At 72.7% G+C, this 20,908-nt stretch carries 19 protein-coding genes; 10 read left to right on the forward strand and 9 right to left on the reverse strand.

From position 1 onward, the window contains the following. Positions 1-48 precede the first annotated feature (48 nt). From ACFVT1_RS22170 to ACFVT1_RS22200, 7 genes are all read right to left on the reverse strand, one after another. Positions 49-663 carry an ATP/GTP-binding protein gene (locus tag ACFVT1_RS22170; protein ID WP_389798035.1) on the reverse strand — a complete coding sequence of 205 codons (615 nt, stop codon included), beginning with the start codon at positions 661-663 and terminating at the stop codon, positions 49-51. Further along, positions 644-1,015: a DUF742 domain-containing protein gene (locus ACFVT1_RS22175; protein ID WP_362196398.1), complete on the reverse strand. Its 372-nt coding sequence runs from the start codon at positions 1,013-1,015 to the stop codon at positions 644-646. Before ACFVT1_RS22175 ends, ACFVT1_RS22170 begins: the two co-directional genes overlap by 20 nt. Next, a complete protein-coding gene (locus ACFVT1_RS22180) occupies positions 1,012-1,419 on the reverse strand; it encodes a roadblock/LC7 domain-containing protein (RefSeq protein WP_362196401.1) in 408 nt (135 codons plus the stop codon). The genes ACFVT1_RS22175 and ACFVT1_RS22180 overlap by 4 nt, the downstream gene beginning before the upstream one ends. Next, entirely contained in the window at positions 1,416-3,047 is a 1,632-nt protein-coding gene (locus ACFVT1_RS22185) for a sensor histidine kinase (protein ID WP_389798039.1), read from the reverse strand. Before ACFVT1_RS22185 ends, ACFVT1_RS22180 begins: the two co-directional genes overlap by 4 nt. Before the next feature lie 458 nt (positions 3,048-3,505). Continuing rightward, a complete protein-coding gene (thrS, locus tag ACFVT1_RS22190) occupies positions 3,506-4,720 on the reverse strand; it encodes a threonine--tRNA ligase (protein WP_389798041.1) in 1,215 nt (404 codons plus the stop codon). A 206-nt stretch (positions 4,721-4,926) separates the two neighbouring features. Continuing rightward, positions 4,927-5,433: a MarR family winged helix-turn-helix transcriptional regulator gene (locus ACFVT1_RS22195; RefSeq protein WP_389798043.1), complete on the reverse strand. Its 507-nt coding sequence runs from the start codon at positions 5,431-5,433 to the stop codon at positions 4,927-4,929. Next, a complete protein-coding gene (locus tag ACFVT1_RS22200; protein WP_389798045.1) occupies positions 5,430-7,178 on the reverse strand; it encodes an FUSC family protein in 1,749 nt (582 codons plus the stop codon). Before ACFVT1_RS22200 ends, ACFVT1_RS22195 begins: the two co-directional genes overlap by 4 nt. 170 nt (positions 7,179-7,348) lie before the next feature. Between ACFVT1_RS22200 and ACFVT1_RS22205 the strand changes: the two genes are divergently transcribed. Further along, positions 7,349-8,116, forward strand: a complete 768-nt coding sequence (locus tag ACFVT1_RS22205) for a VOC family protein (protein ID WP_389798047.1) — start codon at positions 7,349-7,351, stop codon at positions 8,114-8,116. 197 nt (positions 8,117-8,313) lie between these two features. Further along, positions 8,314-9,696, forward strand: a complete 1,383-nt coding sequence (pcaB, locus tag ACFVT1_RS22210; RefSeq protein ID WP_389798048.1) for a 3-carboxy-cis,cis-muconate cycloisomerase — start codon at positions 8,314-8,316, stop codon at positions 9,694-9,696. Between the two features lie 58 nt (positions 9,697-9,754). On the opposite strand, the gene ACFVT1_RS22215 is transcribed toward pcaB, so the two are convergent. Next, positions 9,755-10,363: a GNAT family N-acetyltransferase gene (locus tag ACFVT1_RS22215; RefSeq protein ID WP_389798051.1), complete on the reverse strand. Its 609-nt coding sequence runs from the start codon at positions 10,361-10,363 to the stop codon at positions 9,755-9,757. A gap of 186 nt (positions 10,364-10,549) precedes the next feature. Between ACFVT1_RS22215 and ACFVT1_RS22220 the strand changes: the two genes are divergently transcribed. The 4 genes from ACFVT1_RS22220 to ACFVT1_RS22235 all read left to right on the forward strand — a co-directional run bounded on the left by ACFVT1_RS22220 (position 10,550) and on the right by ACFVT1_RS22235 (position 13,830). Continuing rightward, positions 10,550-10,978, forward strand: a complete 429-nt coding sequence (locus ACFVT1_RS22220) for a hypothetical protein (RefSeq protein ID WP_389798053.1) — start codon at positions 10,550-10,552, stop codon at positions 10,976-10,978. Positions 10,979-11,065: 87 nt separating this feature from the next. Next, positions 11,066-11,716, forward strand: a complete 651-nt coding sequence (locus tag ACFVT1_RS22225; protein ID WP_389798056.1) for a DUF3105 domain-containing protein — start codon at positions 11,066-11,068, stop codon at positions 11,714-11,716. After that, positions 11,713-12,366 carry a DUF305 domain-containing protein gene (locus ACFVT1_RS22230; protein ID WP_389798058.1) on the forward strand — a complete coding sequence of 218 codons (654 nt, stop codon included), beginning with the start codon at positions 11,713-11,715 and terminating at the stop codon, positions 12,364-12,366. The genes ACFVT1_RS22225 and ACFVT1_RS22230 overlap by 4 nt, the downstream gene beginning before the upstream one ends. Positions 12,367-12,582: 216 nt before the next feature. Then, positions 12,583-13,830 carry an ROK family protein gene (locus tag ACFVT1_RS22235; RefSeq protein ID WP_389798061.1) on the forward strand — a complete coding sequence of 416 codons (1,248 nt, stop codon included), beginning with the start codon at positions 12,583-12,585 and terminating at the stop codon, positions 13,828-13,830. A gap of 77 nt (positions 13,831-13,907) precedes the next feature. On the opposite strand, the gene xylA is transcribed toward ACFVT1_RS22235, so the two are convergent. Next, entirely contained in the window at positions 13,908-15,077 is a 1,170-nt protein-coding gene (gene xylA, locus ACFVT1_RS22240) for a xylose isomerase (RefSeq protein ID WP_389798064.1), read from the reverse strand. Between the two features lie 314 nt (positions 15,078-15,391). Here xylA and xylB point away from each other — a divergent pair, with 314 nt between their 5' ends. The 4 genes from xylB to ACFVT1_RS22260 all read left to right on the forward strand — a co-directional run bounded on the left by xylB (position 15,392) and on the right by ACFVT1_RS22260 (position 20,793). Then, complete coding sequence (gene xylB / locus ACFVT1_RS22245; RefSeq protein WP_389798065.1) at positions 15,392-16,873, forward strand: xylulokinase; 1,482 nt, start codon at positions 15,392-15,394, stop codon at positions 16,871-16,873. Positions 16,874-17,017: 144 nt separating this feature from the next. Then, a complete protein-coding gene (locus tag ACFVT1_RS22250) occupies positions 17,018-18,295 on the forward strand; it encodes a VWA domain-containing protein (protein ID WP_389798068.1) in 1,278 nt (425 codons plus the stop codon). Beyond that, positions 18,295-19,143 carry a hypothetical protein gene (locus ACFVT1_RS22255; protein WP_389798070.1) on the forward strand — a complete coding sequence of 283 codons (849 nt, stop codon included), beginning with the start codon at positions 18,295-18,297 and terminating at the stop codon, positions 19,141-19,143. The genes ACFVT1_RS22250 and ACFVT1_RS22255 overlap by 1 nt, the downstream gene beginning before the upstream one ends. 273 nt (positions 19,144-19,416) lie before the next feature. Next, positions 19,417-20,793 (forward strand): cytochrome P450, encoded by a 1,377-nt coding sequence (locus tag ACFVT1_RS22260; RefSeq protein ID WP_389798072.1) that lies wholly within the window; start codon positions 19,417-19,419, stop codon positions 20,791-20,793. The last annotated feature ends 115 nt before the right edge of the window (positions 20,794-20,908 follow it).

Consider the following 20,908-nt stretch of genomic DNA (forward strand, 5'->3'; position numbering starts at 1 on the left):
AGGTTTCCAAGGACCAGACGGATGGGACGCGCGGGAGGTGTACTGCGGTCAGGCGAGCGGGAGGGCCAGACTGTGCAGATAGCGCATCAGCGTCATCAGTACGTCGCGGCTGGAGACGCGCAGCCGGGCGTCGCAGTCGATCATCGGAACCTCTTGGGGAAGGTCCAGGGCGCTGCGCAGCGCCTCGACCGGGTGTTTCGGTGCGTCGGGAAAGGTGTTGACGGCGACGACGAACGGAACGCCGCGCTCCTCCAGCCGCCCGATGACGTCGAAGCTGACTTCGAGGCGGCGGGTGTCGATGAGGACCACCGCGCCGAGGGCGCCTTCGAACAGGCCGTTCCACAGGAACCAGAAACGTTCCTGGCCCGGGGTGCCGAACAGATAGAGGATCAGTTCCTCGCTGATGGAGATCCGGCCGAAGTCCATGGCGACGGTGGTGGCGGTCTTGTTCTCCACCCCGAAGTTGTCGTCCACGCCGACACCGGCCTGGGTCATGGTCTCTTCGGTGGTCAGCGGCCGGATCTCGCTGACCGATCCGACCATGGTCGTCTTGCCGACCCCGAACCCGCCGACGATCACGACCTTCACCGCGGCTGTCGCCGTGGTGGGGAGGACGTCCTCGCGCCGGGGGCCGGTGATCGTGTCAGAGCTTCTGAAGTCCATGCATCACCGCTTCGAGAAGGGACCTGTCCGGGAGAGTGGCGCGGACGATGGGCGCGCGCGATTCGACGAGTTCGCTCGCGAGGAGTTCCGTGAGGAGCGATGTCACCACGCTGAAGGGCAGACGGAGGTACGCCGAGATCTCGGCGACGGATAACGGCGCCTGGCAGAGCCGCAGGATCACGGCCTGCTCGGGCTGGACGGTCGGCGTCGGCTGGGCCTTCGCGACGACCATCGTGACCAGGTCGAGCGGCGCCCGCTCGCTGCCGTCGGGATCGCCGGTGATCACGTACAGCCGTTCCGGATCGCTCAGTGCCGGATCGGCCTTTCGGCGTTCTCGTCGGGGAGAATTCATCCGGACTGCCCGTCATGGCGCGGAGGGCTCGTCAGATGGGCTCCGATCCTGACGACCATGTCGCGCATCCGTGATCCGACGAGCCCCGCGTCGACGGTCTCACCGGCGAGGACCGCGAGGTACGCGCCCGTTCCGGCGGCCATCAAGTAGAAGAAGCCGCCGGTGACTTCGATGACGACCAGGCGCATGAGGCCGTCGCTGTACGGGATTTCGGAGGCGACGGCGGCGGCCAGGCTCTGCAGTCCGGCGCAGGCCGCCGCGAGGCGGTCGGCGACATCGGGGTCGCCGCCGTGCCGGGCGATGCGCAGACCGTCGGCGGAGAGCACCACGATCTGGTGGATGTCCGGCACGTCGTCGGCCAGTTCCTTGAGCATCCAGTCCATATTTCCCCGCTGCTGGATCACTTCAGGTCTCCCTTGTCCCACGCATCGTCAGAGTCTTCGTCGGTCTTCGGGTCCTGCGGCACGCCGTTGACGGCGTTGGTGAAGGCCTCAAGCCAGAGCCCGGGGGGCTGTTCCTTGCCGCTGTCGTTTCCCTGACCCTGGCCGTGGCCGTGGCCGTTGACATAGCCGTTGACATGGCCGTTGCGCTGTCCTGCGGTGGGGTCGACGGACTGTGCGGGGAGATTGTGCGAGCCCAGGGGGGCACGGCCGCGGCTCCGCCGTTGCGGAAGCCCTCCGGCGGTCCACTCGGTCACCACGGGGACGTCGTCCTCCAAGGCGGCAGCGGGGACGACCGGCCGGGCGACGGGGGCGACCGGTCCGGTGGCGGGGCGCTGGGCCACGGGGCGGGGCTTGCGGCGGGGCGGTACGACGTGCTTCATCGCCTCTTGGTCGATGTCGCTGGTGGGCCTCGACGTGGCTCCAATGCCGTGGGCGATACCGGGAGCGGGGCCGGTGGTGATCATGGCGCGGGGCACGATGAGTACGGCCCGGACGCCGCCGTAGGCGGACTGCCGCAGCGAGACCTGGAGGTCGTACATCCGCGAGAGCCGTCCGACGACGGCCATGCCGAGCCGCGGGGACTCGCCGAGGTCGTTCATGTTGGAGCCGGCCTGGGCCCTGGCGAGCATGTTCTCGGCCCGTGACCGGGCCTCCTCGCTGAGCGAGACTCCGCCGTCCTCGATCTCGATGGCGATGCCGGTCTGCACCTCGACGGCGGTGACGTGCACCCGGGTCTGCGGTGGCGAGTAGCGCGTGGCGTTGTCGAGGAGTTCGGCGCAGGCGTGGATGAGCGGCTCGACGGCCGTGCCGATGATGGCGACCTTCGCGATCGAGTGCAGATCGATCCGCGGGTACTCCAGGATCCGCGACATGGCGCCGCGCAGCACGCTGAACAGCGGTACGGGCTTGGGCCATTGACGACTGGGGCGGGCGCCGCCGAGTACCGCGATGGAGTCGGCGAGACGGCCGATCAGCGCGGTGCCGTGGTCGATGCGGAGCAGGTCGTCGAAGACGTCGGGATTGCGCCCGTGGTGCTCCTCCATCTCCCGCAGTTCACTCGCCTGGCGGTGGACGATCGCCTGGACGCGCCGGGCGACGTTGACGAAGGCCCGCTGCGCGGAGTCACGCATCGCCTCTTCGTTGTCGATGATGTTCAGCACCGTGTAGACGAGGGTGCGCTGGGCGTCGGGCAGGTCGCGGTACAGCTCGTCCGAGTCGACGACGTCCCGGAGCACCTCTTCGGGCGAATTGCCCACACGCAGCCGGTGGATGGCGGCCGGCAGGAGCTCCTTGCTGATCCGCACGGTCTCGTCGTCGTGGATGGCGATGCGCCGTTCCAGGTCGGCGAAGCGCCGTTCGTACACCGCGCGCTGGGTGCGCATGTCGCGTGCCCGGCGGGCGAGTTGAACGGTGAGTGCGGTGACCAGGACGGTGGCGAGCGCGCCGCACCAGACGACTGGTATGCGCGCGGCCCCGGAAACCAGTGCCACCGCGGCGGCGGTCGCGCCGCCCATCAGAAGCAGGGGCAGCAACATGGCGCGAACGACGGGGGCTTCCCGTTCGTTCGGCGGTGATTCAACACGAACCATCTAAAACCTCTGGCGGTTGATTCGGGAGGTAAACGCGCTTGAAGGACACTTGGGAACAAGCGCTCGAATTCATATCAACTCGACTTCGCTGTGCGTGAGCTTAGTCAGATCGAATCAGGGCTTCGGTACATTCACCCAACCCCCTGCGCGAGCGCTCCCGCGGTAATACACTCACGAGTTTTTGCACGCACCGCCTCCACGCGTGCGCGGGGAGTGACGATCGAGAGGGGTCCGCGATCCGGGGCACCTGCCGCCACGCCCGGCGGGACGCCCCGCCGGGCGCCCGGAGACCCGCTTCGGGCGAGGTGAGGACCGCCCTGCACCGAGGGGCGAGCGCACATGCGATCGAAGGGGATCGAAAGGAGCGCATGGATGACTGGCGGGCCGGCCCCGGCCCTGGGCCTCTCGTTCGGATCACGCCGGGCTCGCGGGGTCCGGCCTGATCCGAACGAAAGACCCTAGTCCCAGAGGTCGGTGCTGTGGGCGTCGATGAGGGCGGTGATGTGGGCGAGGACATCGTCGGCGGGCCGCGGATCGTGCCGGCGCCCGTCGCGCAGGCGCAGGGCGACATGGTCGTCGGCGGCTTCCCTGGCACCGATGACGGCCTGGTAGGGCACCAGGCGGGCCTCCCGGATGCGGGCGCCCAGGGTGCCGCGTTCCGGTCCGGCGGTCTCGGCGCGCAGCCCGAGGGCGGTGCACCGCCGGGCGAGCGCCTCGGCGTTCGGCAGTTCGGCTTCGGAGACCGGGAGGATCGCGAGCTGAGTGGGGGCGAGCCAGGCCGGGAAGGCCCCGCCGTGCTGCTCGACGAGGTGGGCGACGGCACGCTCCACGCTGCCGATGACACTGCGGTGGATCATGACCGGCCGGTGCTTCGCGCCGTCCGCGCCGATGTAGTGCAGTTCGAACCGGGCCGGCTGGTGGAAGTCGACCTGGACGGTGGAAAGGGTGGACTCCCGGCCCGCGGCGTCGGCGACCTGGACATCGATCTTGGGGCCGTAGAACGCGGCCTCGCCCTCGGCCGCCTCGTAGGGCAGGCCCGAGCGGTCGAGGACGTCGGTCAGCAGAGCGGTGGACCGCCGCCACAGCTCGGGGGCTGCCACGTACTTCCCGCCGGGCCCCGGAAGGGAGAGCCGGTAGCGGGCCGGGGTGATGCCCAGCGCCCGGTACGCCCCGCGGATCAGCTCCAGCGCGGCCTGCGCCTCCTCGGCGGCCTGGTCCAGGGTGCAGAAGATGTGCGCGTCGTTCAGCTGGATGGCCCGCACGCGGGTCAGTCCACCGAGCACTCCGGAGAGTTCGGATCGGTACATGCCGCCCAACTCGGCCATGCGCAGGGGAAGTTCGCGATAGCTGTGGGAGCGGGAGCGGTAGATGAGAGCGTGGTGGGGGCACAGACTGGGCCGGAGCACGACCTGCTCCGCGCCGAGCTCCATCGGCGGGAACATGTCGTCGCTGTAGTGCGACCAGTGCCCGGAGATCTCGTACAGTTCCCGCTTGCCGAGCACCGGTGAGTACACGTGCCGGTAGCCCGCCCGCCGTTCCGCGGTGCGGATGTACTCCTCCAGGGTGTGGCGCACTACCGCGCCGTCGGGCAGCCAGTAGGGCAGCCCGGCGCCGATCAGCGGGTCGGTGTCGAACAGGTCCAGCTCGCGGCCGAGCTTGCGGTGGTCGTGCATGGCGGTCTCCTCGCGGTCGTCGGGCGGGTGACCGCAGGACGAAGCCCCGGGGCACTCGCCCCGGGGCTTCGGACTGAACAGCTGTCAGCGCGCCGGGACACTCTCCGGCGTCGTCGTCATGGCAGCGCGCTTCATGCGGGGGACGTTAGCAGCGGTGTACCGGTGCCCGCACAGGATTTTTCGCCGGGCCGCCGCCCGGCCCCCGTTCAGCGCCGCGCCCCGCCGATGCGCCCCTCCAGCTGCACCAGCAACTCGCCGAGCTGGGCGCTGAGTCGGGTACGGGTCTGTTCGTCGAGGCCGGACAGCACTGCGCGTTCGTAGGCCAGCTGGTGCGGCAGCAGCCGGTCGACCAGCTCGCGCCCCTCCTCGGTGAGACGGACGTGGGCGACGCGGCGGTCGCGGTCGTCGCTGCGGCGATCGACGAGGCCCCGTTCCTGAAGGACCCGCAGGCGCTTGGTGACGGCGGCACCGGAGGAGAACGTCTCCCTGGCCAGCTCACCGGGGGTGAGTTCGCGGTCGGTACGGCGTACGGCACCGAGCAGGTCGAACTCGGCACGGGTCAGGCCGGCGGCGCGCAGTGGGGCGTCCTCCGCCTGCTGGAGCAGGGCCGCGCAGCGGTTGATGCGGCCGATGAGCTCCATCGGTCCGGTGTCCAGCTCCGGGTTGACGGCCTGCCACTGCCGTACCACCGAGGCGACGATGTCGTCGGTCACACCGCTCCGTTCTCCTGGGCCGGGGCGATCAGCCCCTGCCGCGTTGCTGTCGCCGCGAGCGTACGGTGTCCGGCCTGCTCGGCCGCGAGGACCTGCTCCTGGGGCAGGGCTCGCTGCCACCATTCACCCGCCGCGGTGTCATCGGCTTCGCGCAGCTCGACGAGCGAACCGGTCAGCCTGCGGCGGGCGGCGTCGAGGGCAGCGGGCGTGGGCCGCGGGGCGGCGAGCGCGTACACGGCGTGGGCGCGCGCCTGCTCGGTGGCGGCCAGGGCCCGCTCCAGGCGTCCGGCGGCCCGGCGATTGGTCACCAGCACCGCGGCGAGCATGCCCGCCGCGGCACCGATCACGGTGTCCAGAACCCGGTCCCCGATGAGTTCACCGGCCGGGTGGGTACCGCCGAACTCCAGGACCAGCAGGGCCATCGGGGTGACGGCGATGGAACCGAGCCAGTAGTTGCGGGTGATCAGGGCCTCGGCCGCGAAGCCGAAGAACAGGCAGAAGCCGATCAGGGCCAGGGGTCCCGTGCGGCTGACCGGAAGGACGGCGGCGAAGACGAGGACGCCGAGGAGGTTGCCGAGGGTCCGCTGGAGGGCCCGGTTCCAGGACAGCGTCACATTGGCCTGGTAGAGGGAGGCCGCGGTGACGATCGCCCAGTAGGGGCGGCCGACGCCCACCGCCTGGGAGACATATCCGGCCAGGGCGCACCCGATGAGCGCGCGGGCGCCGATGGGCAGCAGCGGAGAGCCCGGGGCCAGGCTGCGCAGCAGGGCACGGCGGGCGTCGCGGCGGCTTCCGGTGCGCCGGGCGGCCCGTTCGGCGTCGATACCGAACAGCTCCTCCGAGGTACCGGGGGCGGGCGGCGGAGTGGGGACCGGGCCGCGGGCGCGGGTCTGCCGGGCCCAGGCGCGGAGGCGGCCCGGATCGGCGCCTGAGGCCGGGGCGACACCGGAGGCAGGGGCAGGGACGGAGGCAGGGGCGGCCGGGGAATCGCCGAGGGCGCCTCCGGCGAGGGTGGCTTCGGCGTGGACGACGAGGCGTTCGAGCGCCCGGCGTACGGGGGTGGGGCGGCCGGCGGCGAGCAGGGTCTGCCAGGCCGCGTGCACGGCGGCGGCCGCGGCGTGCCGGGTGCGGTGGCCGGGGGCCGCGGCGTATGCGGCGGCCGCGTCGAGTGCGCGGGCGGTCGCCCGGCGCTCCGGGCCCTCCCTCCGGACCGCCGCGGGGCCGACGGCGACCAGCCAGGAGACCGCGCCCGCGGCCAGGGTCAGCCCGAGGTGACCCGGCACCTGTCCGAGGTGCTGCGGGGCGAAGAGTGCGGCCGAGGTGACGAACGTGAAGATCACCGGTCCGGGCGGACCGATGCGGGTGGCGTCACAGAGGGTCTTCTGTCCGGCCGCGAGCAGCGCGCCCACCGCGATCAGCACGGCGGTCGATCCGGTCAGCGAGGCCGCGACCAGGGATACCGCCAGGCCGATGACCATCGAGACGACGACTCCGGCGACGGCACGGGCGCGGCGGGCGTACGGCAGGTTGTGGCCGTACAGCGCGCAGAGCGAACCGGCCATCGTGTACATCACGAGGTCGAGCCGGTCGAGGGCGAGCAGCGCCAGATCCGGTACGGCGGTGGCGGCGACCACGCTCAGCGCCGGTTTGAACCACATGTCCGAGGGCCTGGCGAGGCGCAGGGGCGCCACCAGCGGGAGACTGCGTACGGCGGGCCGGCGGGACCAGATGGATGTATCGCTCACCCAAATACTTTATCAGGTATTACACCTGTAAAAGATTTCCCTCTCGCGGCTCCACCGCCGCCCGGCACCGATGGCTGACCTCTCCGCGAAGCAATAGCGTTCTGTTGCACGACGACAGACGCCCACGCACCCGCCGGTCCGCGCATCCGTGCGTCCAGGGAGGAAACCGAATGAAGCTCACCCGACCGGTGCCCAGCGGTCCGTGCTGGATCGAGCTGAGCACCCCCGACATCCCTGCCGCCAGATCGTTCTACGCGGCACTCTTCGGCTGGCGCTCCGAGACCGATCCGCGCGAGGCGGCAGGCGGCTACACCATGGCGCACCTCGAAGACGCCCGCGTGGCCGCGCTCAGCCCGGTCTACCAGCCGGGGCAGCCGCCGGCCTGGACGGTTTCGTTCGCCACCGAGGACGTCGACGCCACGGTCGAAAAGGTCGGCTCGGCGGGCGGTTCGCTGCTGATCGGCCCGATGGACGTGTTCGACCAGGGCAGGTTCGCGGTGGTCGCGGATCCGTCCGGTGCGGTGTTCTCGCTGTGGCAGGCGCGTGCCTTCGCCGGCGCCGAGCTGCTGAACGCCCCGGGCGCGCTCGGCTGGGTCGAACTCGTCACCCGTGAGGCCGACCCGGCGCTCGCTTTCTATCCGGCGGTCTTCGGGTGGACGGTGAACGCCGCATCCGGGAGCTATCCGCAGTGGGGTGTGGCGGGCGAAAACTTCGGCGGCATGCTGGTCATGGACGACAGGTTTCCGCCGGAGGCGCCGCCGAACTGGCTGCCGTACTTCGCCGTGACGGACGTCGACGTGACAGCGGCCACCGCGCAGGGCGCGGGCGGTGAGCTGCTGATGCCACCGACGGACGTTCCCGACGGGCCGCGGATCGCGGTGGTACGGGATCCGCAGGGAGCGGTGTTCGGCATCCACCGGGCGGGCGGCGAGGGCTGAGGCCCGTCCGGCGGGTCGTCACCGGGCAGGCCCCGGGACCCGCGCCGGACTCCGCCCCCGCGGACCCGGACGCCGGAATCTGACGTCCGGCGGCCCCGGGCCGCACCGATCGCGGCACCCGCGGTCCCGCCCATCCATCGGTCCGGTCATCCGCCCGCGGGCGGATGACGGCGAACGGTCTTCCTGGAGTTCAGCTGATGCACGAGAGCGACGCCGGACTGCTCGCCCCCGGGTGGGCCGGCTCCCCCACCGAGGCGACCACCCACGACAGCGACTTCCTGCAGGCGATGCTCGACGCCGAGGCCGCGCTCACCCGCGCCCAGTACGGCTGCGGTCTCGCGCCCGCCGAGGCCGCGCGGGCGGTGACCGCGGCGGCCGACGCGAGCCGGTTCGATGTACGGAGTCTGGCACTGCGCGCACGTGCGGACGGCAATCCGGTGATTCCGCTGGTCGGCGACCTGGCCGCCGCGGTGGAGCCCGGCGCCCGGCCGTATGTGCACCGGGGCGCCACCAGCCAGGACATCCTCGACACGGCCGCCATGCTGGTCGCCGCCCGGACCCTGGCCCCGCTGCTCGACGATCTGGTGCGGGCCGCGGAAGCGGTGGCACGGCTCGCCGTCGCCCACCGCAACACCCCGATGGCCGGCCGCACGCTCACCCAGCACGCCGTGCCGACCACCTTCGGGCTGAAGGCGGCGGGGTGGCGTGCGCTGATCCTCGACGCACGGGACCGCCTGTCGGCCGTACGCGAGTCGCTTCCGGCACAGCTGGGCGGCGCGGCGGGCACGCTGGCCGTCTTCGACGCCTTCACCCCCGTCGAGTCGGCCGGCACATCCGGCACCGGCACCGCCGACGACACCGGCTCGGGGCTGCCCCTGCTCCAGGCATTCGCGAACGAACTCGGCCTGGCCGAACCGCTGTTGCCGTGGCACACCCTGCGCACCCCGATCGCCGACCTGGCGGGCGCGCTCGCCTTCACGGCCGGCGCGCTCGGCAAGCTGGCGGCCGACGTGCTCAACCTGTCCCGCACCGAGATCGGCGAGGTGACCGAGGGGCAGGGCGGTGGTTCGTCCACCATGCCGCAGAAGGCCAACCCGGTGCGTGCCACGCTGATCTCGGCGGCCGCCCGTCGCGCTCCCGGCCTGGCGGCGACGCTGTACGGCTGCCTCGTCGCCGAGGACGAGCGGCCGGCCGGGGCGTGGCACGCCGAGTGGGAGCCACTGCGCGAACTGCTGCGGCTCGTCGGCGGGGCCGCGTACGAGGCAGCCGAACTCACCGACGGACTGCGGGTGGTCCCGTACGCCATGCGGGAGAACCTCCAGCTCACCGACGGGCTGATCGTCGCGGAGCGGCTGGCCGCCGTGTTCGCGGAGCGGATCGGCCGCAAGCGCGCCAAGGAGGTTCTGGTGAACGCCGCCGCGCGGGCCCGCGCGGAGACCACGGATCTGGCCGACGTCCTCACCGATGTGCTGGACGAGGAGCCCGAGCTCGCCGGTCTGGATCTGTCCGAGCTGGCCGATCCCGCCCGCTACACCGGCTGCGCGGGCCCGCTGACCGACCGCGCTCTGGGTCGCGGGTGAACGCCGGAGGCACGCGTTCGACCGCCCGGAGGTACCCGTACGGCCGCACCCGTCGGGGTCAGCCGGGAGGGCCGTCGCCGCGGATCCGGGCGTGGACATGCATGTCGTGCCAGCCGTCGGCGTGCAGATGGCCCCGGCGCCTGGTCCCCTCCAGGGCGAAGCCCGCCTTGGCCGCCACCCGGCAGGACGCCTCGTTCCGCACGGAATGGGCGAGTTCGAGGCGCTCGAACCCGACCTCCTCGAAGGCCCAGCCCGCCAGCGCCGACAGGGCTCGGGGCGCGATGCCCCGTCCGCGGGCGGCCGGCAGCATCCAGTAGGCGCAGTCGGCCTGGCCGATGGCCGGAATCAGTGAGCGGAGCGCGACCCGGCCGAGCACCGTCCCGGCTCCGTCAGCGGCGTCCCCGGGACGGACGACGGCCCAGTGGGCGCCGGTCTCGCAGTACCAGGCGTTCCGCCACTGGGCGATCCAGTCGCGCGCCTCGGCCTCGGTGTCGGCCCGGCGCAGATGCCAGTGCTGGATGGCCGGGTCGGCGAAGGCGGTGAGAACGGCCGGGGCATCCGCGACCCGCCAAGGCCGCAGGAGCAGGTCGTCGGCGACCGGGAGGGAGGGCTGAACGGAGTCCGCGAGGCGCCCCGGAGGAATGAGGGGCGGCACCAAGTACGGCATGGGCGCATCATCGCACGGTGGCAGAACCGTCCTCGGACCGCCGCCTGCGGCACGGGGCCCCGGCCTGCTGGCGTGCGTTGTCACCGGGGCACACCGTCCCGCCACTCCGGCCACGGAGGTTCCGTCCGCGCATCCATGGCATCCCACCCCTCATTGAAACTTCACATACCCCGTACGATGGCGGGGATGAACACGCTGAGCGAACGGACGGACCGACGGCGGCGGAGCGCCCACGCGTCGGCCGTTCCGGGCCTGCTGTTCGTCCTGCTCGCCCTGGTCTCGTGCTGCTCGATCGCGCTGCCGGGCTCGGCCGCGCACCACCCGGGCACCCCCACCCCGTCGGTCACCCGGGCCATGACGCCCGCGCACCACGTGGTCGTACAGACCGTGGTGGCCGATGCCCCGGAGGACCGGGGCATCGGCAGCTCCTGTCACGGGACCTCCGAGCACACGGCCCCGGTCGTGCTGCCCGGCCAGGGCGCGCCCGTGGGCCTTCCCGGCGCGACCACCACGGCCCCGGTCGCCCCGCTCACCGGCGCCGCCGCGATCCGCGGCCCGTCCAACGACGCCGTGCGGGAAGTCGACCATCTCCGTCTGCAGGTTCAACGGATCTAGAGGCAGGGCCCGTTCCTCGGGACACCGAGGACGTTCTCCGGCATGCCCTCGACTCCATCAGCCCTGTTGAACCGAAGGACTCCCCCCATGGCTTCCGCCAAGAAGCAGAACACCCCTGCCGCCGCACGTCGCGCCAAGCTGGAGGAGGCCCGCCGCAAGGAGCGGGCCCGCGAGCGGCGCAACCGCATCGTCACCCTCACCGCCTCCGTCGCCGTGGTGGCCGCGCTCGTCGCGGGCGGCGGCTATCTGATGTCCGCCGCCAATGACAAGGAGAAGGCCGAGACCGAGGCCAAGTCCTCGCCCGTACGGGGCGAGCGGACCTGGGACAAGCTCACGCAGAACCATGTCGACAAGCAGGTCGACTACCCGATGAACCCTCCGGTCGGCGGCGATCACAACCCGGTGTGGATGAACTGCAACGCCGACGTCTACTCGAAGGCGATACCGAAGGAGAACGCCGTCCACTCCCTTGAGCACGGCGCGGTCTGGGTCACGTACACCGGCAAGGCGAAGCCGGCCGACGTCGAGAAGCTCGGCAAGCGGGTCAAGGCGACGCCGTACTCCCTGATGAGCCCGGTCGAGGACCAGGCCGCCCCGCTGATGCTCAGCGCATGGGGCAAGCAGGTGACCGTGACGAGCGCCACCGACGCGCGCGTGGCGCAGTTCTTCACCACGTACGTGCAGGGCCCGCAGACGCCGGAACCGGGCGCTGCCTGCACCGGCGGGATCGCCCAGTGACGCCCGCGGTCCGCTCCTCCCGCCCGATGGTGGCGGCGGGCGGCGCGGTGCTGCTGCTGGCGCTGGGCCTGGTCGCGCTGATGGCCGTACGGCCGTCCTCCTCGGCCGGCTCGACGGGCTCGGCCGCTTCGGCGGCCGCGCCGTCGGACACGTCGGTTGACGCCGGGTTCGCCCGCGACATGTCGATCCACCACCAGCAGGCGGTCGAGATGTCGTTCATCGTGCGGGACCGCACGTCCGACGTGGCGGTCCGCCGGCTCGCGTACGACATCATCAACACCCAGGCCAATCAGCGCGGCATGATGCTGGGCTGGCTGGAGATGTGGGGCCGGCCGAAGTCGTCCGGTGCGCCTCCCATGGCGTGGATGGGGCACTCCGTCGCACCCCGGGGCGACGGTTCGCTGATGCCCGGCATGGCGACCGACACCGAGCTGGACGCACTGCGCTCGGCGAAGGGCAGGGACGCCGAGGTGAGGTACCTAAAGCTGATGACGACGCACCACCGCGCCGGTGCGGAGATGGCTCAGGCGGCGGCGGACGCGGCCGGCACCGAGGAGATCAGGAACCTGGCGGCGGGCATGGTCCGGGGCCAGCGGTCGGAGATCGCGCTCATGGCGGACATGCTCGCGGAGCGCGGCTCCACGGCCTGAGCACGGGCCGCTCCGGCGGCCCGCGCGGGCGCGTGCCCGGACGGCCCCTCACCGGCGGCCCCTTGCGCGGGGGCCCCAACCCCGCGAACGGGCCGCCCCGCCGTCGGACGGGCGGACGCTGCCGGGGCCGGCCGGCTGCCGAGGCGCACCGGCCGGGACGGGCGCACTCGCCGGCCGGACCGGTCGTACAGGGGATCGCATAGGCTCGGATCCAATATGAAGAGCAACCTCGCACCGCTGGGGCCCAAGGCCGACAAGGACACCGTGCGTCGGAGCAACCTCAGCCTCGTGCTGCGGGCCGTCCGCGACGAGGGCGAGGGCGAAGCGACCAGGGCCGGGGTCGCCGCGCGGGTGGGGCTGACCCGGGCCGCGGTGTCCTCGCTCGTCGAGCAGCTCCTCGGCATCGGGTTCCTCACCGAGTCGGGCAAGACGTTCAGCGGGCAGGCGGGCCGCCCCGGGACCGCGCTCAAGGTGACACGCACGGGGCCCGCCGGGCTCGGTGTGGAGATCAACATCGACTACGTGTCGGTGTGCGTCGTCGATCTGGCGGGCACCGGCCGGGTACGGCTCACCGAGCACCTGGACAACCGCGGCGCACCGCCCGCGGAGGTGCTGGCGCGCGCGGCCGCGATCGCGGCACGCACCCTGGAGTCGGCGCGCGAGCAGGAGCTGTTCCCGGTCGGGGTGGCGCTCGCGCTGCCCGGCCTGGTCTCCGGCGGCACCGTGCGCCAGGCGCCCAACCTGGGCTGGAACCAGGTTCCGGCCGAGGATCTCTTCGCCGCTTCGCTCGCGGCCTCGCGACCCGGTCGCGAGGCGCTGCCGGTGAGTTCGGAGAACGAGGCCAATCTGGCGGCCCTGGCCGAGCTCTGGTTCGGCGGACTCGGCGCGGTCCGCAGTTTCCTCTATCTGACGGGCGAGATCGGCGTCGGTGGCGCCCTGGTCGTCGACGGTGAACTCCTGCGCGGGGCGCACGGGTTCGCCGGGGAGATCGGGCATGTGGTGGTGGACGCGGAGGGTCCGGCGTGCCGGTGCGGCTCGCGCGGCTGCCTGGAGCAGTACGCGGGACAGGCGGCGCTGCTGCGCGCCGCCGGGATCGAGGAGACCGGCGGCGGAGCCGGGGTGGCCCAGCTGGAACGGCGGGCCCGGGCGGGGGACGAGCGGGCGGTGGCCGCCGTCGTGGAGGCAGGCCGGATGCTGGGGCGGGTGTTGTCCGGGACGGTGAATCTGCTCGACCCGGACGCGGTGGTGCTCGGCGGGATCTACCGGAACCTGATGCCGTGGCTGTCCCCGCCCGTCGACGAGGAGCTGACCGGCCGGGTGGTGTCGGGGCTCTGGTCCCCGGGGAGCGGCCGGCTGCGCGCGTCGTCCGTCGCGGGTGACGCGGCGCGGGGCGCCGCGGCGCTGGTGACGGCGGCGGTACTGGCCGACCCGGTGGCGTACGCGGGGCGGCGGGCGGCCGGCTGATCCATGCGACGGGCGGGGGCCGGACACCTGGTCCGATCCGGCGTCCGGCCCCGCTCTCGCGCCACCGCGGCCCGGGGTCAGCGGACCCCGAGCAGGTGATCCATCGCCAGCTGGTCCAGGTTCTCGAACGCCATCCCTCGTTCCGCCGCCGCGTTCACGTCGAACTCCTCGAACGCCGACCGGTCGGCCAGCAGCCCGGCCACGCCGTCCTCGGCGGTCGGGCGGGCCAGCTCGTCGAGCCGGGACGCGCGCAGTGCCTCCTGCACGGCGGGGTCGGCGCGGAAGGCGGCGGCGCGCTCCTTGAGGATCAGGTAGTTGCGCATGCAGCCAGCGGCCGAGGCCCAGACGCCGTCGTAGTCCTCGGTCCGCGGCGGCTTGAAGTCGAAGTGCCGCGGGCCCGCGTAGCCGGCCGTCTCCAACAGGTCGACGAGCCAGAACGCCTGGCGCAGGTCGCCCGCGCCGAAGCGCAGGTCCTGGTCGTACTTGATGCCGGACTGACCGTTCAGGTCGATGTGGAAGAGCTTGCCCGCCCAGAGTGCCTGCGCGATGCCGTGCGGGAAGTTGAGTCCGGCCATCTGCTCGTGCCCGGTCTCCGGGTTGACCCCGACCAGCTCCGGGCGGTCGAGGCGCTCGATGAAGGCGAGGGCGTGCCCGATGGTCGGCAGCAGGATGTCGCCGCGCGGCTCGTTCGGCTTGGGCTCGATGGCGAACCTCAGGTCGTACCCCTGCTCGGTGACGTAGTCGCCCAGCAGGTCGAAGGCTTCCTTCATACGGTCCAGGGCGACCCGGACGTCCTTGGCGGCGCCGGACTCGGAGCCCTCGCGGCCGCCCCAGGCCACATAGGTGGTGGCACCGAGTTCGACGGCGAGGTCGATGTTGCGCAGGGTCTTGCGCAGGGCGTAGCGGCGTACGTCCCGGTCGTTGGCGGTGAACGCGCCGTCCTTGAAGACCGGGTGGGTGAAGAGGTTCGTCGTCGCCATGGGGACCACGAGCCCGGCCGCGTCCAGCGCCTGCCGGAACCGCTTCACGATCCCCTCACGCTCGGTGTCCGTCGAGCCGAACGGGATGAGGTCGTCGTCGTGGAATGTCACACCGTACGCGCCGAGCTCCGCGAGCCGCCGCACGGAGTCGACCGGGTCGATCGCCGCGCGGGTCGCATCGCCGAAGGGGTCACGCCCCTGCCAGCCCACCGTCCACAGCCCGAAGGTGAACCTGTCCTCGGGGGTGGGCGCGAAGCGTTCCGTCATCGTCTGGCCGCCTTCGGTGCTGTCGGGTTCCCTGGCCGGCCGAGGTGGCCGAACCCTATTTGTTTACTGTCATGACTAATCATGCACGGGCCACTGCGGGGAGGTAACCCCCCATCGGCGAAAATCGGGAGCGGCCCCTGTTCCCGACGGGCACGGTCGCGTAATTTGTTTACCGTACGATCAAATCGATGGACGGCGCCCGTCCCGGGAACCGCCCCTCGAAGCGGCGTACGCACCGCAGCCCGCTCCGCGGCCCCCTCTCGGCGGCCCCCTCCCCGCGGCCGTCGCCCCGCAGCACAGGAATGAGGTCACCCATGCCGCCGCGCCACGTCGTCATCGGAGTGGACAGCTCCACCCAGTCCACCAAAGCCGCCTTCGTGGACGCCGGGACCGGCCGGCTGCTCGCCGTCGGCCGCGCACCGCACGTCGTCACCGGCGAGGCGGGTGCCCGCGAGAGCGACCCCGAGGTGTGGTGGCGGGCACTGTGCGACGCCGTCGAGGCAGGGCTGAAGGAGTCCGGCGCCGCCGCTTCCGCCGTGACCGGCATCGCGGTCGCCGGGCAGCAGCACGGGCTGGTCGTCCTCGACCGGGCCGGGCGTCCGCTGCGCCCGGCGATGCTGTGGAACGACACCCGCTCCGCGCCGCAGGCCGCCGCCCTCACCGCGGCACTGGGCGGGGCCGAGCCCTGGACCGCGCGGACCGGATCGGTTCCCGTGGCGTCCGTCACCGCGTCGAAGTGGCAGTGGCTGCGGGAGAACGAACCGGAGAACGCCGCGGCGGCCGCGGCCGTCCGGCTCCCCCACGACTTCCTGACCGAACGCCTCGCGGGCGCCGCCGTGACCGACCCCGGTGACGCCTCGGGCACCGGCTGGTACTCCACGGCGACCGGCGCGTACGACCCCGAACTGCTCGAACTCCTCGGCCTGGGCGCCGCGTTGCTGCCCGAGGTGGCCGAGACCGGCGCAACCCGCATCGGCCCGCTCACCGACGGAGCGGCCGACGCCCTCGGCCTGCCCGCCGGCATCGCCGTGGCCGCGGGCACCGGGGACAACATGAGCGCCGCCGTCGGCCTCGGCCTGGGCGGCGCCGGGCTGCTGGACCACCCCGTCCTCAGCCTCGGGACCTCGGGAACGGTCTTCGCCGCGTCCCTGACCCGGCCCGCGTCGGCGGCGCTCTCCGGTTTCGCCGCGGCGGACGGTACGTACCTGCCGCTGGCCTGCACCCTCAACTGCACACTCGCCGTGGACAAGGTCGCCGCACTGCTCGGGCTGGACCGCGACGACGCGACCCCCGGCGGCGAGGCGGTGCTCCTGCCCTACCTCGACGGCGAACGCACCCCGGACCTGCCCCGCGCCTCCGGCCTGCTCACCGGGCTCCGGCACGACACCACTCCGCGGCAACTCCTCGGCGCCGCCTACGAAGGCGCGGTCGTCACCGTGCTGCGCGCCCTCGACGGGCTCCTGGCGGCCTGCGGCCTCGACCCGGCGGACCCCGAGGTGGCCGCCCGTCCGCTGCGCCTGGTCGGCGGCGGCGCCCGGGGGCGCACCTGGGTGGAGACGGTACGACGGCTCTCCGGTCGGCCGTTGATCGTGCCCGGCAGCGGGGAACTGGTCGCCCTGGGCGCGGCCGCACTGGCCGCCGCCGCCGCGACCGGGGGCGACCCGGTCGCGACCGCCGCCGCCTGGAACACCGGCGAGGATGCCCAACTGCCCGCCGCCGAACGGGACTCGGCCACCTGGGAGCGGGTCGGCTCCGTACTGGAGGGGGCCGCGGTCCCCTTGCTGGGCGGCGCCTGACACCCGCACACCCCCACGCCCCGCAGGGGTCGCCGATCCGCTGTCACTTCCCCTTGACCGCGCACCGGGCGACGGCCCCGGACCGCCCTCGGCCGCCCCCGGACCGGTTTGGGGAAGCGAAGCGATCTTCACTAGTATCCGGCGATGATCATAAGAAGAAGGCTGACGGTCGGGGTGGGCATCCTGCTCGCCACCCTGACCGCCGGGCTCGGTTCCGCGCTCCCCGCCGCGGCCGATGAAACCCCCACCCAAGCCTCCCCCAAGGTCGAGCTGGTGCTCGACGTCAGCGGTTCCATGCGAACCCGTGACATCGACGGCCAGTCCCGGATGACCGCGGCGAAGCAGGCGTTCAACGAGGTCCTGGACGCGGTGCCCGAGCAGGTGGAGCTCGGCATCCGGACGCTCGGTGCCGACTACCCGGGCAATGACCGGAAGGTCGGCTGCAAGGACACCAAGCAGCTCTACCCGGTCGGCCCGCTGGACCGCACCGAGGCGAAGACCGCGGTCGCCACGCTGGCCCCCACCGGCTGGACCCCGATCGGCCCGGCCCTGCTGGGCGCCGCCGACGATCTGAAGGGCGGCGACTCCACCCGCCGGATCGTGCTGATCAGCGACGGCGAGGACACCTGCGGCCCGCTGGACCCGTGCGAGGTGGCGCGTGACATCGCGGCACGTGGCATCCACCTCGTCATCGACACACTGGGCCTGGTGCCCAACGCGAAGATCCGCGAGCAGCTGACCTGTATCGCCGAGGCCACCGGCGGCACCTACACCGCCGTCCAGCACACCGATCAACTCTCCGGCCGCGTCAAGCAGTTGGTGGACCGGGCCGCCGAGCCCGTCGTCACGCCGGTGGCGACCGAGGGGGCGGACCGCTGCTCCACGGCCCCCCAGCTCAAGGCGGGCCTGTACACCGACCGCGAGAGGTTCGGCGAGCACCGCTGGTACCGGGTGGACGTGGAGCCCGGCCAGGAGCTGCGCGCTTCGGTCAGCGTCTCCGCCGACCGGGCCGTGAACAACGACTACGGCGTGCTGCTGCGGGCGGTGACCGTGCACGGCCGGGAAATCGTCCGGGGTTCGGAGTCGGGCACCGGCCGCACCGACGCGATCTCCTCCGGCCTGCGCTACCCGAAGCCCGAGCAGGACGACACGGAGGACGGCGACAAGCCCGCCGCCGAGACCGTGTGCCTCCAGGTCAGCAACTCCTTCTCGGCCCCCGCCTCGGTGAAGACCACGCCGGGCATGCCCGTCGAGCTGACCGTGGACCTGGTGGACGCCCCGGACGACGCGGCCGATGTCGCCGCGTTCGGCCTCGGCCACGGCTGGTGGCTGCTGGGCGTACTGGTTCTCACCGGACTGGTCGCGGGTCTGCTGACCGGCTGGATCTCGCGCTGGCGCATCGCCGTCTGGAGGACCAACTGATGAAGCGTACGAGACGTGTACTGGCGGGTGCGCTGCTGACCGGCATCGCCCTGCTGACCTCGGCGGGCGCGGCCTCGGCCGACGACCCGTCGGCGAGCCCGAGCCCGAGCGCCTCCGACGGCGCGTCCGGCCCCACCGAGGCCGGCACCGCCTTCCGTACGGCGACCGCGATCCAGCAGAACCAGCGGGCCACCGCCGGTGCGTCCACGGGCGACTACCTGTACTGGGTGTTCCCCGCCGACGCGGGCCAACGGGCCACCGTCAAGGCGAAGATCACCCTGCCGGAGAGCGCCGTCCGGCACGGCGCGTCGACCTGGCAGGTCGATGTGTACGACGGACTGCGGCGCCGGCAGCCCTGCATGTACGGCCGCCAGACCGGGAAGGCCGCCGCCGACGCGTCGGCGGTCGAGCTGACCTGTGTGCTGCGGACCGTCCGCGCCTGGTCCGAGCCGTGGGCCAACGACCCGCTGCCGGGCAGCTACTACGTCCGCCTCACGGTCGTCGATCTGCCCTCGGCGGACCTGGGCCTTCCGGTACAGACCGAGGTCGAGGTCACGTCGGTCGGCAAGGGCGGCGCCGGGGATGTGGACGGCACACTCGCCAAGCCGCTGGTTCCCGGTGTCTCCTCCGTGGCGAAGGCCTCGGACGCGTCGGCCGGCAGTGGCGACGACGCGTCGGCCCCGGCCGCGCTCGGCAGTGAGCCCGAGGACGGCTGGGCCTCCGGCTGGTGGACCGACCGCTGGCTGTGGACGATCGGCGGCGGCGTACTCGGAGCGCTCGCGGCCGTCTTCGGCTACTCCCTCACGCGTGGCGCGGGCCGCCCGTCACGGGTCCCGCCGGGCGTCTGACCGCTACCTCACGGGACGGGCTCCGGCCGGGAGCCCGTCCCACCGCACGGCCGGAAAGCGTCTGGGGAACGCATCACCGGACCGCACCGCCGGACGGGCCGGGCGACCGAGCCCGCCCGGCGGTGTCGGACGCCCCTCCCCGACCGCTCGGACGCCCGCACCCCCTCGTGGCGTCCGGCCGGGCTACCCTCGACAACTCACGTACCGCGCAAGGCAGATGACGCCTTCCGCGCCGTGCGGCACTCAAGGGACCACAAGGGAGCGGAGACTTTCATGTCCACGGAGACCGGCCCGGCCGTCGATGCCGGGCCGCGGGGCCACACCATCGTGCCCGGCCCGAAGGGGTTACCGTTTCTCGGGAATCTGCCGCAGTTCGCCAAGAACCCGCTCGCCTTCTTCGAACGGCTGCGCGGGCACGGGGACATGGTCGGCTGGCGATTCGGCCCCAACTCGTGCGTGTACGTAGCCGATCCGGAGTGCATAGGCGAGCTGCTCACCGAGACGGAACGCACCTTCGACCAGCCCGCGCTCGGCATCGCGTTCCGTACGGTGATGGGCAATGGCGTGGTGGTCGCCCGGGGCGCGGACTGGCGCCGGAAGCGCTCGCTGGTGCAGCCTTCCGTACGCCCCAAGCAAGTGCGGTCGTACGCGGCGACGATGGCGGGCAGCGCGGTGGAACTGGCGGACACCTGGTCCGGCGGCGAACGCATCGACGTCAAGCGGGAGATGGCGGCGCTGACGCAGAGGATCGCGGTCCGCACGATCTTCGGCGTCGACACCCCCGCCGATGCCGATGCCATGGGCCGGGCGATGGATGTGGCGCAGCTGGAGATCGGCAAGGAGTTCGCCGGGATCGGCGCGCTGCTGCCGGACCGGGTCCCGACTCCGGGCCGGGCCCGGATCAAGAAGGCCGCCGCGGTCATCGACGCCGAGGTGAGCCGGGTCGTCGCGCGCCACCGCGAGGGCGGGGACGATCGCCCCGACCTGCTGAGCCGCCTGCTGACCGCGGTCGACGAGACGGGCGCGCACCTCACGGACCAGGAGATACGCGACGAGACGGTCACGCTCTACATCGGCGGGCACGAGACGACCAGTTCCACCCTGGTGTGGGCCTGGTACCTGCTGTCCCGCAATCCGCGGGCGCGCGCCGCGCTGGCCGAGGAGCTGGGCCGGGTGCTCGGTGACCGGGAGCCGGATTTCGAGGACTACGCCCGGCTGACGTACGCCCAGTCGGTGGTCAAGGAGACCCTGCGTCTCTACCCGACGATCTGGCTGGTCACCGGGGTCGCCAAGGAGGGCGCGCGGATCGGCGGGGTCCCGATACCGGTGGGCACCAGGGTGTGGACCAGCCAGTGGGCTACGCACCGTGACGAGCGGTGGTTCCCCGAGCCGGAGGAGTTCCGCCCCGAGCGCTGGGATCCGGAGGGGGGCGACGAGATCGAGGAGTACGCCTGGTTCCCGTTCGGCGGCGGCCCCCGGGTCTGCCTGGGCACCCGGTTCGCGATGGTCGAGGCGGTGCTGATCCTGGCCGTGCTGGCACGCCGATTCGACCTGGACGTGGACCCGGGCACCGTCAACCCCGTCCCGGCGCTGACCCTCCAGCCGGACCGCGAGGTGATGGCGACGGTCCGGCCGCGCCAGAGGGCGTAGGGGCGCGGACGCGCCCGGGGTGCAGGCCGGGGCGGGGACGCACCGTACGAGGCGGGGTGGGGCGGCGCGCACTCCCCGCAGCGCCGCACCGTCGGCGCAGAGCCGCTCACGGCGG

Origin of the sequence: Streptomyces sp. NPDC057963, from assembly GCF_042887155.1 — a bacterium.
In the GTDB taxonomy this organism is placed as follows: Bacteria; Actinomycetota; Actinomycetes; order Streptomycetales; family Streptomycetaceae; genus Streptomyces.

Coding starts and splice junctions, on each gene's coding strand:
- ACFVT1_RS22170 (WP_389798035.1), bottom strand. CDS start 663: ATGGACTTCAGAAGCTCTGACACGATCACCGGCCCCCGGCGCGAGGAC.
- ACFVT1_RS22175 (WP_362196398.1), bottom strand. CDS start 1,015: ATGAATTCTCCCCGACGAGAACGCCGAAAGGCCGATCCGGCACTGAGC.
- ACFVT1_RS22185 (WP_389798039.1), bottom strand. CDS start 3,047: ATGGTTCGTGTTGAATCACCGCCGAACGAACGGGAAGCCCCCGTCGTT.
- thrS (WP_389798041.1), bottom strand. CDS start 4,720: ATGCACGACCACCGCAAGCTCGGCCGCGAGCTGGACCTGTTCGACACC.
- ACFVT1_RS22205 (WP_389798047.1), top strand. CDS start 7,349: ATGAAGCTCACCCGACCGGTGCCCAGCGGTCCGTGCTGGATCGAGCTG.
- pcaB (WP_389798048.1), top strand. CDS start 8,314: ATGCACGAGAGCGACGCCGGACTGCTCGCCCCCGGGTGGGCCGGCTCC.
- ACFVT1_RS22215 (WP_389798051.1), bottom strand. CDS start 10,363: ATGCCGTACTTGGTGCCGCCCCTCATTCCTCCGGGGCGCCTCGCGGAC.
- ACFVT1_RS22220 (WP_389798053.1), top strand. CDS start 10,550: ATGAACACGCTGAGCGAACGGACGGACCGACGGCGGCGGAGCGCCCAC.
- ACFVT1_RS22225 (WP_389798056.1), top strand. CDS start 11,066: ATGGCTTCCGCCAAGAAGCAGAACACCCCTGCCGCCGCACGTCGCGCC.
- ACFVT1_RS22235 (WP_389798061.1), top strand. CDS start 12,583: ATGAAGAGCAACCTCGCACCGCTGGGGCCCAAGGCCGACAAGGACACC.
- xylA (WP_389798064.1), bottom strand. CDS start 15,077: ATGACGGAACGCTTCGCGCCCACCCCCGAGGACAGGTTCACCTTCGGG.
- xylB (WP_389798065.1), top strand. CDS start 15,392: ATGCCGCCGCGCCACGTCGTCATCGGAGTGGACAGCTCCACCCAGTCC.
- ACFVT1_RS22250 (WP_389798068.1), top strand. CDS start 17,018: ATGATCATAAGAAGAAGGCTGACGGTCGGGGTGGGCATCCTGCTCGCC.
- ACFVT1_RS22255 (WP_389798070.1), top strand. CDS start 18,295: ATGAAGCGTACGAGACGTGTACTGGCGGGTGCGCTGCTGACCGGCATC.
- ACFVT1_RS22260 (WP_389798072.1), top strand. CDS start 19,417: ATGTCCACGGAGACCGGCCCGGCCGTCGATGCCGGGCCGCGGGGCCAC.